At 45.5% G+C, this 15,902-nt stretch carries 14 protein-coding genes and 1 tRNA gene; 1 reads left to right on the top strand and 14 read right to left on the bottom strand.

Annotated elements, in window-relative coordinates; all coding sequences use genetic code 11:
• Positions 1 to 172 precede the first annotated feature (172 nt).
• The 14 genes from pnp to rlmE form a co-directional block, all read right to left on the bottom strand.
• Positions 173 to 2,296, bottom strand: coding sequence for a polyribonucleotide nucleotidyltransferase (pnp, locus tag ACI882_RS07705; protein WP_411742778.1), 2,124 nt, complete (start codon positions 2,294 to 2,296; stop codon positions 173 to 175).
• Between the two features lie 193 nt (positions 2,297 to 2,489).
• Entirely contained in the window at positions 2,490 to 2,759 is a 270-nt protein-coding gene (gene rpsO / locus ACI882_RS07700; RefSeq protein WP_411742777.1) for a 30S ribosomal protein S15, read from the bottom strand.
• A 148-nt stretch (positions 2,760 to 2,907) separates the two neighbouring features.
• A complete protein-coding gene (gene truB, locus ACI882_RS07695; protein WP_411742776.1) occupies positions 2,908 to 3,819 on the bottom strand; it encodes a tRNA pseudouridine(55) synthase TruB in 912 nt (303 codons plus the stop codon).
• Positions 3,820 to 3,822: 3 nt separating this feature from the next.
• On the bottom strand, positions 3,823 to 4,227 hold the full coding sequence (gene rbfA, locus ACI882_RS07690) for a 30S ribosome-binding factor RbfA (RefSeq protein ID WP_411742775.1): 405 nt from the start codon (positions 4,225 to 4,227) through the stop codon (positions 3,823 to 3,825).
• A gap of 75 nt (positions 4,228 to 4,302) precedes the next feature.
• Entirely contained in the window at positions 4,303 to 6,885 is a 2,583-nt protein-coding gene (gene infB / locus ACI882_RS07685; protein ID WP_411742774.1) for a translation initiation factor IF-2, read from the bottom strand.
• Positions 6,886 to 6,902: 17 nt separating this feature from the next.
• Positions 6,903 to 8,396, bottom strand: a complete 1,494-nt coding sequence (nusA, locus tag ACI882_RS07680) for a transcription termination factor NusA (RefSeq protein WP_411742773.1) — start codon at positions 8,394 to 8,396, stop codon at positions 6,903 to 6,905.
• A gap of 64 nt (positions 8,397 to 8,460) precedes the next feature.
• Complete coding sequence (gene rimP, locus ACI882_RS07675; protein ID WP_411742772.1) at positions 8,461 to 8,916, bottom strand: ribosome maturation factor RimP; 456 nt, start codon at positions 8,914 to 8,916, stop codon at positions 8,461 to 8,463.
• 357 nt (positions 8,917 to 9,273) lie between these two features.
• Positions 9,274 to 9,360: transfer RNA gene (locus ACI882_RS07670), tRNA-Leu, on the bottom strand.
• 9 nt (positions 9,361 to 9,369) lie between these two features.
• Positions 9,370 to 9,705, bottom strand: a complete 336-nt coding sequence (secG, locus tag ACI882_RS07665; RefSeq protein WP_411742805.1) for a preprotein translocase subunit SecG — start codon at positions 9,703 to 9,705, stop codon at positions 9,370 to 9,372.
• An 11-nt stretch (positions 9,706 to 9,716) separates the two neighbouring features.
• On the bottom strand, positions 9,717 to 10,466 hold the full coding sequence (gene tpiA, locus ACI882_RS07660) for a triose-phosphate isomerase (protein ID WP_411742771.1): 750 nt from the start codon (positions 10,464 to 10,466) through the stop codon (positions 9,717 to 9,719).
• A 115-nt stretch (positions 10,467 to 10,581) separates the two neighbouring features.
• Positions 10,582 to 11,931 carry a phosphoglucosamine mutase gene (gene glmM / locus ACI882_RS07655; RefSeq protein ID WP_411742770.1) on the bottom strand — a complete coding sequence of 450 codons (1,350 nt, stop codon included), beginning with the start codon at positions 11,929 to 11,931 and terminating at the stop codon, positions 10,582 to 10,584.
• 16 nt (positions 11,932 to 11,947) lie between these two features.
• On the bottom strand, positions 11,948 to 12,784 hold the full coding sequence (gene folP, locus ACI882_RS07650) for a dihydropteroate synthase (protein WP_411742769.1): 837 nt from the start codon (positions 12,782 to 12,784) through the stop codon (positions 11,948 to 11,950).
• A 107-nt stretch (positions 12,785 to 12,891) separates the two neighbouring features.
• Positions 12,892 to 14,826 carry an ATP-dependent zinc metalloprotease FtsH gene (ftsH, locus tag ACI882_RS07645; RefSeq protein WP_411742768.1) on the bottom strand — a complete coding sequence of 645 codons (1,935 nt, stop codon included), beginning with the start codon at positions 14,824 to 14,826 and terminating at the stop codon, positions 12,892 to 12,894.
• Between the two features lie 46 nt (positions 14,827 to 14,872).
• Positions 14,873 to 15,493, bottom strand: a complete 621-nt coding sequence (rlmE, locus tag ACI882_RS07640) for a 23S rRNA (uridine(2552)-2'-O)-methyltransferase RlmE (protein ID WP_411742767.1) — start codon at positions 15,491 to 15,493, stop codon at positions 14,873 to 14,875.
• A gap of 84 nt (positions 15,494 to 15,577) precedes the next feature.
• Between rlmE and yhbY the strand changes: the two genes are divergently transcribed.
• Complete coding sequence (yhbY, locus tag ACI882_RS07635; protein WP_411742766.1) at positions 15,578 to 15,892, top strand: ribosome assembly RNA-binding protein YhbY; 315 nt, start codon at positions 15,578 to 15,580, stop codon at positions 15,890 to 15,892.
• The last annotated feature ends 10 nt before the right edge of the window (positions 15,893 to 15,902 follow it).

The following is a 15,902-nucleotide window of genomic DNA, read 5'->3' as shown; positions in this document are numbered from 1 at the left end:
GGTGTCGGATTGCTCTTGATCGGGAATCTGAGCCATGGATGGCGAAGTTTAGCGGTGCAGGATGCACGAAAAGCGACCGAACAAGAGCAATACGGTACAGTAATACAGCCACCCCATAAAACTCAGGCAAAAAAAAGCCCGCAACTGCGGGCTTAATCATTGAAGTAAAAACTTACTCAGCAGCTGCTAACTTAGCTTTGTCTTCTTCAGTTACTTCTTTCATAGACAACTTAACCCGACCACGTGCATCAACGTCTAGGATCTTAACGATGACTTCTTCACCTTCGCTGATCTTGTCAGATACTTTCTCTATGCGCTCTTGAGCGATTTGAGAGATGTGGACTAGGCCATCTTTACCCGGCAAGAAGGTAACGAATGCGCCGAAATCGGCTAAACGTGCAACTTTGCCAAGGTAAACTGCGCCAATTTCTGGCTCAGCCGTAATGCCTAAAATACGATCTTTCGCAGCATCTGCAGCTTCTTTCGTCGGTGCATATATGCGAACAGAACCGTCGTCTTGAATATCAACTTCAGCACCAGTTTCTTCGATGATTGAACGGATGGTTGCACCACCCTTACCAATCACGTCACGGATCTTATCAGTATCAATCTTCAAAAGATCCATAGAAGGGGCGTTGTCTGGTAGCTCAGGGCGTGAGTAACCAATTACTTTCGCCATTTCGCGTAAGATGTGTAAACGTGCATCCATCGCCTGCTCTAAAGCAAGCTCCATGATCTCTTCAGTGATACCCTGAATTTTGATATCCATCTGTAGCGCAGTAATACCGTTTTCAGTACCCGCAACTTTAAAGTCCATGTCACCTAAGTGATCTTCATCACCTAAGATGTCAGTTAAGACAGTGAATTTATCACCTTCTTTAACTAAGCCCATCGCGATACCCGCAACAGGGTGCTTAATTGGCACACCAGCATCCATAAGTGCAAGAGATGAACCACAAACAGACGCCATAGAAGATGAACCGTTAGATTCAGTGATCTCAGATACCAAACGAATGGTATATGGGAACTCTTCGATGGTAGGCATAACCGCTAAGATACCGCGCTTCGCTAAACGACCATGACCGATCTCACGACGACCAATACCGCCCATACGACCTGCTTCACCGACACTGAATGGAGGGAAGTTGTAATGTAGCATCAAGTGGTCAGTGTTCTTCTCGTGCAACATGTCTTCCATTTTGCCATCTCGCAGAGTTCCAAGGGTTGCCGTAACAATTGCCTGAGTTTCACCACGGGTAAACAAAGAAGAACCGTGTGCGCCTGGAAGCACGTCGATTTCAACTTCAATGCCACGAACTGTTTTGCCATCACGGCCATCAATACGTGGCTCACCATTAATAATGCGCTGACGAACAGTTTGCTTCTCGATTTTTGAGAACATGCCGCTCACGTCATCAGATGATACGCCTGCGTCATCGTTGCTTAATTCTGCAACCGCCGCTGAGCGTACGTCATTCAATAAGGCATAACGCTGCATTTTGTCTGACACTTGGTAAGCTTCAGAAATTTTAGCGCCATAAGCATTTGCAACAGCAGTCTTCAGTGCTTCGTTTTCAACTTCTGGAGACCAATCCCATGCTGGCTTGCCATTTTCAGCCGCGAATTCTTTAATGGCAGAAACGGCAACTTGGAATTCTTGGTGAGCAAATAATACCGCACCTAGCATTTGATCTTCTGACAACTGCTCTGCTTCGGATTCGACCATAAGAACCGCGTCTTCAGTACCGGCAACAACCATGTTCAAACGCGTATCTAATAGCTCTTCATAAGAAGGGTTAATGAAGTAACCTTTCTCATCTGTGTAACCCACACGTGCAGCACCAATTGGACCACTGAATGGAATACCAGAAATAGACAAGGCAGCAGAAACTGCAAGCATGGCTGCAATATCTGGATCATCTGTTTTGTTTGCAGAAATAACGTTAATGACAACCTGAACTTCGTTCATGAAACCTTTCGGGAACAATGGACGGATAGGACGGTCAATTAGACGCGAGGTAAGTGTTTCTTTTTCCGAAGGACGACCTTCACGCTTCAAGTAACCACCAGGAATTTTACCAACTGCGTAAAATTTCTCTTGGTAATGTACAGACAACGGGAAGAAATCTTGACCTGGCTTGGTATCTTTCGCGCCAACAACGGTCGCTAATACCACGATATCATCAATGGTACATAGCACAGCACCTGTCGCTTGACGCGCAACACGGCCTGTTTCTAGAGTGACTGTTTTGCCACCAAATTCAAACTGCTTCGTTTTAGGTGTTAAATCTAACATTTAATTTCCTCATGTGAGGCCTCAACGATGCTTCTATCGATGTCCTTGCAATCAAACACATAGATAGAAGCCCCAATACATTGAACTGGGCAGTAACCGCTGAGGCTAATTTCATTTTTAAAGTGTAGAGTTCATAAAGAGGTAAAACGGCAAAGGGCTCCCGATGAGGAGCCCTTCTGAAGAAAACGCGATCTTAACGACGTAGACCTAAACGCTTGATCAAAGATGCGTAGCGAGCTACGTCTTTACGCTTAAGGTAATCCAACAACTTACGACGTTGGTTTACCATACGAATCAAACCACGACGAGAATGGTGGTCTTTCGCATGATCTTTAAAGTGACCCTGCAAGGTTTCAATGTTTGCAGTTAACAGTGCAACTTGAACTTCTGGAGAACCAGTGTCACCTTCACCTTGTCCGAATTCTTTTAAAATTTCCGCTTTCTTTTCGACGCTTAATGCCATCGTTATAACTCCAAGAATGTGCCTAAACAATGAAATACGGGCCGTGCACATTAACAGCCGTATTCCAACCCTGTTCAAATAGGAGACAGAATCGCGGCGGATTATACATGACCTAACTCCGGTAACCAACTATTTGCAGCTGTATTACTCAATCTTCCTTCGAAATCAGCCGTTCAGGCTGTAAACGTTGATGTTTATTGACCCGGCCGACACCTAAAAAGCGCTCATTTAAGTACACTCTGGCGGTAGACTCTGGCGCATCGCAGTTCACGTCGTTACCGTTTGAAAAGTACTTCGCACGGTGTTCATCAAGCTCGATTCTTGGCAAATCAACAAGTAAATCATCAATCGAAATTAGCAAAGCATCTAATGCATCAAAACGCTCTTGCTCCCGAAGACCTTCTAATACTTCTAGCTGCACTGCCTGATCAATATTAAACTGCCCATGCTGGGTTCGTCGCAATGTTTTCACATGCGCACCACAACCGACAGAGTCGCCAATATCAGCGACAAGGGTGCGTATATAGGTACCTTTGCTACAATGTACATCTAGCTCAAAATCGGGCGAGACAAAACCTAGCAGATCATTCTTATAAATCGTCACCTCTCTGGGTTCAATTTCGACCTCAATACCCTCACGCGCCAGTTCATAAAGCTTCTTACCGTCACGCTTTAATGCTGAGTACATTGGCGGAACCTGCTCAATGTCTCCCATAAACCGCCCAACAATTGTTACAAGTTGAGATTCTGAGAGATCAGGGACGGGAGTAGTTTTGGTAATAACGCCTTCCGCATCGAGCGTATCGGTGCTTATACCTAGAGTACCAGTAGTACGGTAGGCCTTACGAGCGTCTAACAAAAATTGCGAAAACTTGGTTGCCTCACCAAAGCAGATCGGTAGCAGGCCTGTCGCGGCGGGGTCTAATGTACCTGTATGACCGGCTTTTTGCGCTTGGTAAAGCCACTTGGCCTTTTGCAGCAGTTGGTTTGAACTGAAGCCTAACGGCTTATCAATTAACAGGACCCCTGAAATTGGACGGCCTTTTTTGCGTCGTGCCATTATTTAACCTTCAGAATCGTCTGTATTGCCTTGATGCAACTTATCTTCATCAATTGCACGATCGATCAAAGCTGATAATTCTGAACCTGTATCAATCACTTTATCATAATGAAAGCGTAGCAATGGAATAACGCGCATGTTCAAGCCTTTTGCCAACTTAGAGCGCATAAAACCTGCAGCATTATTAAGGATTTTCTCTTGCTCACTGCGTTCTTGCACCGCATCCTGACGACCAAAGGCCATACAAGTAAAATAAATATCTGCATACGATAGATCGCTCGATACTTTCACATCATTCAGCGTCACCATACCAACACGTGGATCTTTTACTTCTTGCTGGATTATTTTCGCAAGATCACGCTGAATCTGATCACCTATTCGACGTACACGACTCGAATTCGCACCCATAATAATTCCTCTAAAATAAAAAACCGGCCTCAAAGTCATTCGCGGCCGGTTTATTTTTATTGTCTACCGAACCAATTAGTCGATGGTACGTGCAACTTCTTTGACGTCAAAGACTTCGATCTTATCGCCTGGCTTAACATCAGTGTAGTTCTTCACACCAATACCACACTCCATGCCTCGACCTACATCTTGAACGTCATCTTTAAAGCGACGTAGAGATTCAAGCTCGCCTTCATAGATAACAACTTCATCACGTAAGACACGAATCTTCTTGTTACGATAAACCGTACCTTCAATCACCATACAACCGGCAATTTGGCCAAACTTAGGTGAGTTAAAGACGTCACGCACTTCTGCTAAACCAACAATGTTTTCGCGAAGCTCTGGCGACAACATACCGCTCAATGCTGCTTTAACATCATCAATTAAGTCATAGATAACGTTGTAGTAACGTAAATCTAAACCGCCGCGCTCAATAACTTCACGCGCCTTGCCTGTTGCTCGGACATTGAAGCCGAATACAACCGCATTCGCTGCGATCGCTAAGTTGGCATCCGATTCAGAAATTGCACCTACGCCGCCAGAAACGATGTTGACACGAACTTCTTCGTTACCAATTTTCATCAACGAACCGTTGATGGCTTCTAATGAACCCCGAACATCGGTCTTAAGAACAATGTTTAGAATACGTACTTCGTTATCACCAACGTTAGCAAACAGTGCATCAAGCTTAGCGGCTTGCTGCATGGCGTGAGCGGCGTTTTTAGTACGCGAAGAACGTAAATCGGCAACTTCACGAGCTGCACGCTCACTTTCTGTTACAACAAATTCATCACCCGCGCCAGGCGTACCATTCAAACCCAGTATTTCACACGGAATTGAAGGACCAGCCTCATCGAGTGGGCGACCGCCTTCGTCAAATAGCGCACGAACACGACCATAATAAGTTCCCGCTAGGACGATATCGCCACGCTTCAACTTACCGGCCTGAACTAGGACGGTTGCAACCGCACCACGGCCTTTATCAAGGCTAGATTCGATCACAACACCCTTACCAGGGCCACTGTGATGAGCTGTTAATTCTAATAGTTCTGCTTGTAATGACACTGCCTCTAAAAGCTCGTCAATACCTTGGCCGGTGTGGGCTGATACTTGTATAAACTGAGTATCACCACCCCAAGACTCAGGAATAACATCTTGCTGAGACAATTCGTTTGTTACGCGCTCAGGGTCAGCTGATTCTTTGTCCATTTTATTAATGGCAACAACAATAGGAACGCCTGCGGCTTTCGCGTGCTGAATAGCTTCTATCGTTTGTGGCATTACGCCGTCATCTGCAGCAACGACGATAATAACCACGTCGGTTGCTTTAGCACCACGAGCTCGCATAGCGGTAAAAGCTGCGTGTCCAGGTGTATCTAAAAAGGTAATCATGCCGCGTGAAGATTCAACGTGGTAAGCACCAATATGCTGAGTAATACCACCCGATTCACCTGCAGTAACACGAGTTTCACGTATGTAATCAAGTAAACTTGTTTTACCGTGGTCAACGTGGCCCATCACCGTTACAACCGGTGCTCGAGTAGCTACATCACCTTCGTAAGCCACTTCCATCATGGTGTCTTCAAGAGCGTTTTCGTTAACGATAGTATACTTGTGACCCATTTCTTCGATGACTAAAATCGCCGTATCTTGATCGATGATTTGGTTAACGGTCGCCATTACACCCATCTTGAATAAGATTTTGACCACTTCAGCAGACTTAGCTGACATTTTACCTGCCAACTCAGCAACGCTAATTGCTTCGCCTAAACCAACTTCACGGATAACCGGAGCTGTTGGTTTTTCAAACTGATGCTCAGTCGACTTCTTCATCTTCTTAGGACGACGACGACGTGAACCACCGTTATCATCTAGAGCATCGAGCATTTGTTGGTGCTTATTACCAGTACGATGCTGTGAAGTGCGCTGCGCTTCAGTTTTTACACCGCCTTTTTTATGACCCGCTTTTCGCGGAGCATTAGCTTGGCCATCTTCTAGACGCGGACCGCTTGGGCGAGGCTTATCATGTTTCTTTTTATCAGCAACACGATCGTCTTTCGCCATGGTAGCTTCAGCATCAGCAACAGTTGCTTGTGTTTCTTTCTTAGCGGCTACTGCTGCTTTAGCAGGCTTGTCAGCTTTGGCTTGCGATTCAGATTTTGCTTGAGCTGCCTTTTCTTGCTGTTGTTTTTCTTCAACGGCCTTGGCACGTGCTGCTTCTAATTTAGCATCTTCTTCGGCTCGACGAGCTGCACGGTCTTCTGTCACAGGCACAGCTTCAACTACGGGTGCAGGTGCATCGGCACTGGTATCGACATCATCACGCTTAACATAGGTACGCTTTTTACGCACTTCAATGCTAATCGTTTTAGCTTTTGAACCGCCACCTGTTTTCAGAGTCGTCGTCACTTTACGCTTTAAGGTTATTTTCTTAGGCGCATCGGTGGCTTCACCGTGACTCGTTTTCAAATATGACAATAGTGTTTTCTTTTGACCATCATCAACCGTTTCTGTTTCTTTCTTTTGTGGCAGACCCGCTGCGCCCATTTGTTGGAGCAGTCGATCAACGGGAGTGCCGACCGATTCGGCCAACTCTTTTACAGTAACATCAGACATTAATAACTCCTTCCCGTCTATTCATTCTCAAACCACGGCGCACGCGCAGTCATGATTAATTCGCCGGCAGCTTTTTCATCTACACCACCTGCTTCTACTAGCTCATCGATACTTAACTCAGCGAGATCTTCCATTGTACAAATGCCTTTAGATGCGATTAAACGCGCTAAAGGTTCATCCATACCTTCCATCTCTAAGAGGTCTTGAGCTGGCTGTGCTGAATCTAATTGCTCTTCACTGGCTAACTCAAGTGTCACTAAAATATCTTTAGCACGTTGACGCAATTCAGTGACAATTTCTTCATCGAAACCATCAATTTCAAGCATTTCGTCAATCGGGACATAAGCAACTTCTTCTAGTGTCGCAAAACCCTCTTCAACTAAAATAACAGCGACTTCTTCGTCGATATCAAGCTTATCTATGAAGTTTTGAATTAGCTTCGTTGATTCTTCTTCTTGCTTTTCGCCAGCTTCCGATTCGGTCATGACATTGATAGTCCAACCGGTTAGATCGCTCGCTAAACGAACGTTCTGACCATTTCGACCAATCGCCATGGCGAGGTTGTCTTCTTCAACCGCAACTTGCATTGTATTGGTGTCTTCATCCATAACAATTGATGCAACTTCGGCAGGAGCCATCGCATTAATGACCAATTGTGCTGGGTTATCATCCCAAGTGATGATGTCGACACGCTCATTACCCAATTCGTTAGATACCGCTTGAACTCGAGAACCGCGCATACCAACGCATGCGCCGATCGGGTCAATACGGCCATCGTTTGTTTTTACTGCAATTTTTGCACGCGACCCTGGGTCACGAGCACAGCCACGAATTTCAATAATTTCTTCTTGAATTTCTGGTACTTCGATTCGGAACAATTCGATGAGCATTTCATTGCTTGAACGGCTTAGTACCAATTGCGGTCCACGCCCTTCTGTTTTAATCGATTGCAGAACAGCGCGAACACGATCTGCCAAACGAAACATTTCTCGACCGATCATTTCTTCACGCGGTAAAATAGCTTCTGCGTTATTGCCTAAATCTACGATTAAGGCTTCACGGGTAACTTTTTTAACCGTACCAGATACCATCTCGCCAATACGTTCACGATAAGTATCGACTATTCGTGCACGTTCAGCATCACGTACTTTTTGAACAATAATCTGTTTGGCTGCTTGTGCGCTGATGCGTCCGAAACCTTCGCTTTCGATTTCAATTTGATAGACATCACCCGGCACAAGATTAGGGTCTACTTCACGTGCTTCTTCAGTGGTCCACTGAGAACCAAGAATAGACACCTCATCATCGCTTTTAACCTCCCAACGACGGAAAGTAGTGTATTCGCCTGTTTTGCGGTCAATGACGACCTGAACATCTGGCTCGCCTTCATCGTTAAGTCGTTTTTTTGCAGCAGTCGCTAATGCTAGCTCCATTGCATCGAAGATGACCTCGCGCGAAACACCTTTTTCGTTCGCAACTGCATCTACGACCAAAAGAATTTCTTTACTCATCGTCTCAGCCCCTTCCTTTCGCTCGAGCATTCTGCTCAAATCTTATAGTTAATTTAATCAATTATTAGCTAAAGTTCGGTATAACCCGACCTTTATCAATACTTTCAATTGGCAATAAAAATTCTTCACCATCGGCGGCAACTATGACATCGCCTTCTTCAATGCCAATGATAACGCCTTTGAATTTGCGCCGGCCTTCAAAGGCATAACGTAATTTCACTTCAACCCACTCACCAACAAACGCACCGTACTGCTCTAGTGTAAACAGAGGTCTATCCATACCTGGGGAAGAAACTTCTAAAGTATATTCTGTTGAAATTGGATCTTCGACATCCATAACCGCGCTTACTTGGCGGCTGACATCGGCGCAATGATCAACACCTATACCATCTTCATGGTCGATATAGATTCGCAATGTTGTGTATTTGCCGCTACGGACAAATTCAATACCCCACAAAGAAAAACCCATGCCAACCACCACTGGTTCAACCAGTGCATTTATTTCATCTACTTTTGCCATTAAAAACCGTTCACCTAACTTTGACAGCTATAAAAAATGGGCAACTGTGAACAAACATCGAAGACGCTTATCCTAAGGCCCATCTTACAAGGGTGCCAGCCAATAGCCGACCTCCAAAAACTAAAAAACCCCTACAAAGAGGGGCCTTAAACAACTACCTTTTACCAGAGCCCTCTCAAAGTTCTCTGTAGCACCTTCGTGCTATTCAACCGAAGTTGAAGCGATACAGTGCGAGAACCGCAATGCACCGATGAAGTCAAAGACCTCTAAAATCAGCGCGGTAGTATACGGTTATATCTTTGCACTTTCAACACACCAAGAAAAAAGGCCTGTAAATAAACAGACCTTTCTTAAATATGGTACCGACGACTAGATTCGAACTAGCACGAGCTTAAGCCCACCACCCCCTCAAGGTGGCGTGTCTACCAATTTCACCACGTCGGCATAAAACTTTTATTCTGTTGGAAGTACGCTTGAATCTGTATTAACAGCAGCAGGCACATCACCTTCAACAGCTTGTACGGCAGATGGTACATTTATATTATCCAATCCGCGCGCTTTTTCTTGAGCGATAAAGGCTAATGCCATGCTCGTTACGAAAAAACCTGTTACTAATATGCCTGTCGTGCGTGTTAAAAAGTTACCACTGCCTTCAGAACCAAAAACTGTTTGCGAAGCACCGCCACCAAAAGAGGCGCCCGCTTCTGCACCTTTTCCACGTTGCAACAGAACAAAAGCAATGACGCCAATGGCCAGAACAACGTGAATAAGTAGAACTATTTTTTCTATACCCATTATATTTACCCTTTTGCGGCGTTACAAATCGCCACAAATTCATCTGCTAACAAAGAAGCACCACCGACAAGGCCACCGTCAATATCAGGCTGCCCAAACAATGCTTCGGCACTGGCGGCCTTTACACTACCGCCATATAAAATTCTCGTCTTCGCTGCAACCGCAGCATCTTCAGCTTCGAGCATGCCACGTATAAAAGCATGAACGTCTTGCGCTTGCTCTGGACTGGCTGTTTTACCCGTCCCTATTGCCCAAACTGGCTCATAAGCAATAACAATCGTCTCAAATGCGGCTATACCAACGGCATCTAGTACGGCCTTTATTTGCGTACCAACAACTTCCTCGGTAATGCCCGATTCGCGCTGCTCTAGCGTTTCACCAATGCATAACATTGGAATAAGACCCGCTTTTAATGTAGCTACCACTTTCTGAGCTACGTCAGCATCGGTTTCTCCGAATAACTCACGACGTTCAGAATGGCCTATTAATACATATTTGCAGGCAAAGTCATTTACCATTGATAAGCTTAGTTCACCAGTAAATGCTCCAGACTCTTGAGCACTTACATTTTGTACACCAAAGCTTATGTCGGTGCCTGCTAGGGCTTGCGCGACTTGAGGAACATACAAAGCTGGCGGGAAAATCGCTACATCGGCAGAACCGCTCATGCCATTTTTAAATGCAGTTAACAGACTTGCGACTGTTTCTTTGTTTCCGTTCATTTTCCAGTTTGCAGCTACGAGAGTGCGGCGCATAGTATTGCCTCCATTAAGCGGGCGCAGAGTTTACTTATTTTGCAGCTTTAGAGCAAGTATAGATAAGAAAAAACTCTTTTTACCCATTATTAAAAAAATCAATTAAATCAGTCTATTAGGGTTTACCTACTGCACTTTCAACAGCAGCAGCGAGGGTTTCGCAGACTTGTTTGACCAAACTCACGTCTTCACCTTCAACCATGACCCGAACGACGGGCTCGGTACCAGAAGGCCGCAGTAAAACTCGGCCAGTCTCAGCCAGCGCTTCTTCTGCGCTAGCAACGGCTTCCACCACAGCGGGCAATTTTAGCACGTTTACTTTCTTAGGCATTTTGACATTGATCATCACTTGCGGATATTTGCGCATACCTGACTTGGCTTCTGATAATGACTGCTTAGCCAAAACCAGCGCCACAAGCACTTGCAATGAAGCGACAATACCATCGCCTGTCGTAGAAACATGCTTGAGAACTAGGTGCCCAGAGTTTTCACCGCCTAGCACCCAGCCTTGCTCCGTCAACTGCTCATTAACATATCGATCACCAACATCGGCACGGACTAATTTTAAATCCAACTTATTCAACGCAACCTCAAGACCTAAATTTGTCATTAAGGTGCCGACGACACCGTCTTTGACAATACCTTGGGCTTGCAGGTGCTTAGCCAAAATATACAACAGCTCATCACCGTCTACGAATTGACCTTCATGATCAACCATTGCTAACCGATCACCGTCGCCGTCGTAAGCTATTCCAAGGTCAGCCTTATGCTCTAAAACAGCCTTTTGCAATGCGGCAGGAGATGTAGATCCTACATTTTCATTAATGTTCAGGCCATTAGGTGATGCGCCAATAACAGTGACATTTGCGCCTAGCTCACGAAATACTTTCGGCGCAACATCATAAGTCGCCCCATGCGCGCAATCGAGTACGATGTTAAAGCCTTTTAAATTTAAGTACCCTGATGTGCTCTTACAATATTCAACATAACGTCCGTTCGCGTCATCAATTCGTCGAGCTCTCCCTAGCTCCGCACTCGGCGACGTCAGCAAAACCTTTTCAAGCTCTTCCTCGATGGCAAATTCAATTTCATCTGGCAATTTAGTCCCAGTTGCCGAGAAAAATTTAATGCCATTGTCAAAAAACGGGTTATGGGATGCCGATATCACAATACCAGCGTCAGCTTGAAACGTGCGCGTTAGGTAGGCGACTGCTGGCGTAGGCATTGGGCCAACCAATAGACTATCGCACCCGGCCGAGGCCAAACCCGCCTCAAGGACCGATTCAAACATATAACCTGAAATACGAGTATCTTTGCCAATGACGATTTTACCCCGCCCTTGTTTTGAAAATACGCGGCCTGCAGCCCAGCCCAATTTCAAAACAAAATCTGGGTTAATAACCCCTTTGCCCACCTCGCCTCGGATACCATCGGTACCAAAATACTTTTTCCCTTTACCCACCATAACTCTCCTATAAAATTCAGTATCTACAGCTATGCACGGCATTTAACGTAGTAACAAGCTGTACTGTTTCATCAACATCATGCGCTCGAATCAACCAGGCTCCTGCACAGATTGCCTTAGCGGCCAGTGCTAAGCTTCCGATTAATCGATCTTCGACATTCTTGTTTAGTATGCCACCCACCATACTCTTTCTTGAGACGCCCACCAATGAAGGCAAATCAAGAGATTGTAAGTCTTGTAGGTTTTTCATTAGTAATAAATTGTGTTCTAAGGTTTTACCGAAGCCAAAGCCAGGATCAACTATTATTTGTTCGCGGGTGATGCCTGCCGATACACAAGCATCTACTCGCTGCGCTAAGTAAACACTAACTTCTGCGACAACATCGGCGTACTGAGGGTCGTCTTGCATAGTCCCTGGCTCGCCTTGGCTGTGCATGAGGCAGACTGGCAAACCAGATTCTACGGCGGCAAACATGGCATTGGGTCTGGTCAGTGCCCGAACGTCATTTATTAGGTGAGCACCTGCTCGGGCCGCTTCTTTCATAACCGCTGCAGTACTGGTATCAACGGAAATAACTGTATCGCACTCTTTTACCAACCGCTCGATAACGGGAATCACTCTATCTAATTCTTGCTGCTCTGAAACAAGCTTGGCGCCAGGGCGCGTACTTTCACCACCTATATCAATAATAGCAGCACCGCTGGCAATCATTTGCTGTGCTTGGACAAGCGCTTGTTCTATGTTGGCAAAGCGTCCACCATCAGAAAAGGAGTCTGGGGTAACATTAAGTATCCCCATAACATGAGCTTGATCCAAGGATAGGAAGCGATTTTTAAATGAAAAACTAGCCAAATTAACCCTCCTGAACAAAGCTGTTCAGAGTAAAAAAATCGGGCATAGAGCCCGATTAATTGTCTTTACAGTCTAGCATTGCAAGTTCGATTCAGAACATTAGCCACTTACTCAGACGGCTTTTGATCTTGTTCAGTTTCGTTACTAGGTGCCTCTTCTGGCTCAGCGACTTCAGGCGCTGCAATCTCTTCTGAATCTACTGGATCAGCCTTTAGTTTATCACGATCACCCCAGCCTTTTGGCTGACGAGGCTTCTGCCCGGCCATAATGTCTTTGATTTGCTCGGCGTCAATTGTTTCATATTCCATTAACGCATCTTTCATCGCTTCGAGCTTATCGCGGTTTTCTTCTAGAATATCAGCAGCTACCTGATAGCTGCGATCAAGAATCAACTTGATCTCTTCATCTACTTTCTGAGCGGTAACTTGAGAAGCACCTAGAGCAGATGTTTGGTTACCAAGATAACCTTGCTGTTCTTCTTCAAACTGCTGAGCACCTAATTCGCTTAGACCCCACTTAGTCACCATGCTGCGAGCTAAAGCCGTCGCACGTTCAATATCGTTCGACGCACCGGTTGTAACACCTTCTTTACCAAGGGTCATTTCTTCAGCAATACGGCCACCGTATAGCCCAGCGATCTGGCTCTCCAATGCACGCTTACTGATCGAGTATCTATCTTCTACAGGTAAAAACATCGTCACACCTAGGGCGCGACCACGCGGAATGATACTAACTTTATAAACCGGATCATGGTCGGGCACCAAATTACCGACAATCGCATGACCTGCTTCATGATAAGCTGTGTTGGTTTTTTCTTTTTCAGACATCACCATAGCTTTGCGCTCGGCGCCCATCATGATTTTATCTTTCGCTCGATCAAACTCTTCCATAGACACTAAGCGACGGTTCAATCGAGCCGAGAACAATGCCGCTTCGTTTACTAAGTTAGCTAAGTCAGCACCTGAGAAGCCTGGCGTACCACGAGCAACAATGCTTGCGTCAACGTCATCTGCAATTGGCACTTTACGCATATGCACTTTTAATATTTGTTCGCGGCCTAGAATATCAGGCAAACCAACCGTGACCTGACGGTCAAAACGGCCTGGGCGCAACAAGGCAGGGTCTAATACGTCTGGGCGGTTGGTTGCGGCAATAACAATAACACCGTCGTTTGCTTCAAAGCCATCCATCTCAACAAGCAGTTGGTTTAACGTTTGCTCACGTTCATCGTTACCGCCACCGATGCCGACACCCCGAGAACGACCCACGGCATCAATTTCATCAATAAAGATAATACATGGCGCTTGCTTTTTGGCTTGCTCAAACATGTCGCGCACACGAGATGCACCCACACCGACGAACATTTCAACAAAGTCAGAACCTGAAATAGAGAAAAACGGAACCTTCGCTTCACCAGCAATCGCTTTAGCAAGCAAGGTTTTACCGGTACCCGGTGGGCCGACCATAAGAACACCACGAGGTATTTTACCGCCTAAGCGCTGGTACTTACCTGGATCACGCAAAAACTCTACAAGCTCTTGCACATCATCTTTGGCCTCTTCAACGCCGGCAACGTCTTTAAAAGTAGTATTAATCTGATCTTCACTGAGCAGGCGAGCTTTGCTTTTGCCAAAGCTCATTGGGCCTTTGCCACCGCCGCCACCGCCTTGCATCTGGCGCATAAAAAACATAAATACGGCCAAAATAATCAAGATAGGGAAGGAGGCAACAATAAGCTGCGTCCATATACTTGGCTGCTCAGGCTGCTTGGCTTCAACTTCAACGCCATGAGTAATCATATTATCGATTAATTCTTGATCACTTGTTTGCGGTGGGCGCACAGTCTCAAACGTAGAGCCGTCACGGCGTTCGCCAACAATGATTTGACCAGAGTAAGCCACAGAACGAATCTGATCTTGCTGTACTTGCTGTACAAAGCGTGAGTAATTAACTTTCTCAGCGCTTGGTGCCATGTCAAAATTATTAAATACAGCCAGTAAAACCACTGCAATGATGAGCCAAAGTACTAAATTCTTCGCCATATCGTTCAACTTTCACCTTCTTACGTAATGTATATCACGTACTGACTTATCCTTTATAACCCGAAGCAACCACATAGGTTTCTCGTGAACGTGCTCGAGAAGCTTCAGGTTTACGCATTGTAACTTTTGTAAACTGCTGGCGGATGCTTTTGACGTATGCATCAAAACCTTCACCATGAAAAACTTTTGCGACAAATCCGCCCCCAGGCTTAAGAATAGACTGTGCCATATCTAAAGCCAATTCAACTAAATACATAGCCGCTGGTTGATCTATCGAAGCATTACCACTCATGTTTGGGGCCATATCGGAAATTACAAGGTCAACCGGTGAATCCCCAATACAGTCTAACAGGGCCTGAAATACCGCGTCATCTGTAAAATCGCCGTGTATGAATTCAACTCCGGCTATCGCGTCCATTTCTAAGATATCTGAAGCAACAACGCGGCCATTATCGCCCACCAGCCGCGCCGCGACCTGTGACCAGCCGCCTGGCGCCGAGCCTAGATCTACCACGGTCATGCCGGGGCGTATCAACTTACCTTTCTCACTGATTTCTAACAGTTTATAACTTGCACGGCTACGATAACCGTCTTGACGAGACATTTTCACATAGCGATCATCAAAATGTTCGTCCAACCACTGTTTGCTGGTTTTTGATCGTGCCAATTCAATTCCTCTTTAGGTAATTTGTGTCGATCTAAAGTACAATTACATCATTTCGATTACATTTAAACATGAGACATAAAGAATATGAAATTAACTCAAGAGCAAAAGAAACGTTTTCGCACCATTGGACATCAGCTCAGCCCTGTCGTTACGGTGGCCGATAAGGGCCTGAGTGACTCCGTTATGGCTGAAATTCAACGAGCACTGAGTGACCATGAGTTAATTAAAGTGAAAATCGTTGCTGAAGATCGCGAAGATAAGAAGACAATCATCGACACTATTATTGAGCAAAGCAGTGCAACCTTAGTTCAACAAGTCGGTCATATTGCGCTTCTATTGAAAAAGTGCAAAGAACCAAACCCTAAGCTGTCGAATATCAGCCGCTTCTCCCACCTTTAAGCAAGTATTC

Origin of the sequence: Reinekea sp. (assembly GCF_046710285.1) — a bacterium.
In the GTDB taxonomy this organism is placed as follows: domain Bacteria; phylum Pseudomonadota; class Gammaproteobacteria; order Pseudomonadales; family Natronospirillaceae; genus Reinekea.
Note: the sequence above shows the minus strand (reverse complement) of the source record. Positions and strands in the feature narration are given on the sequence as shown.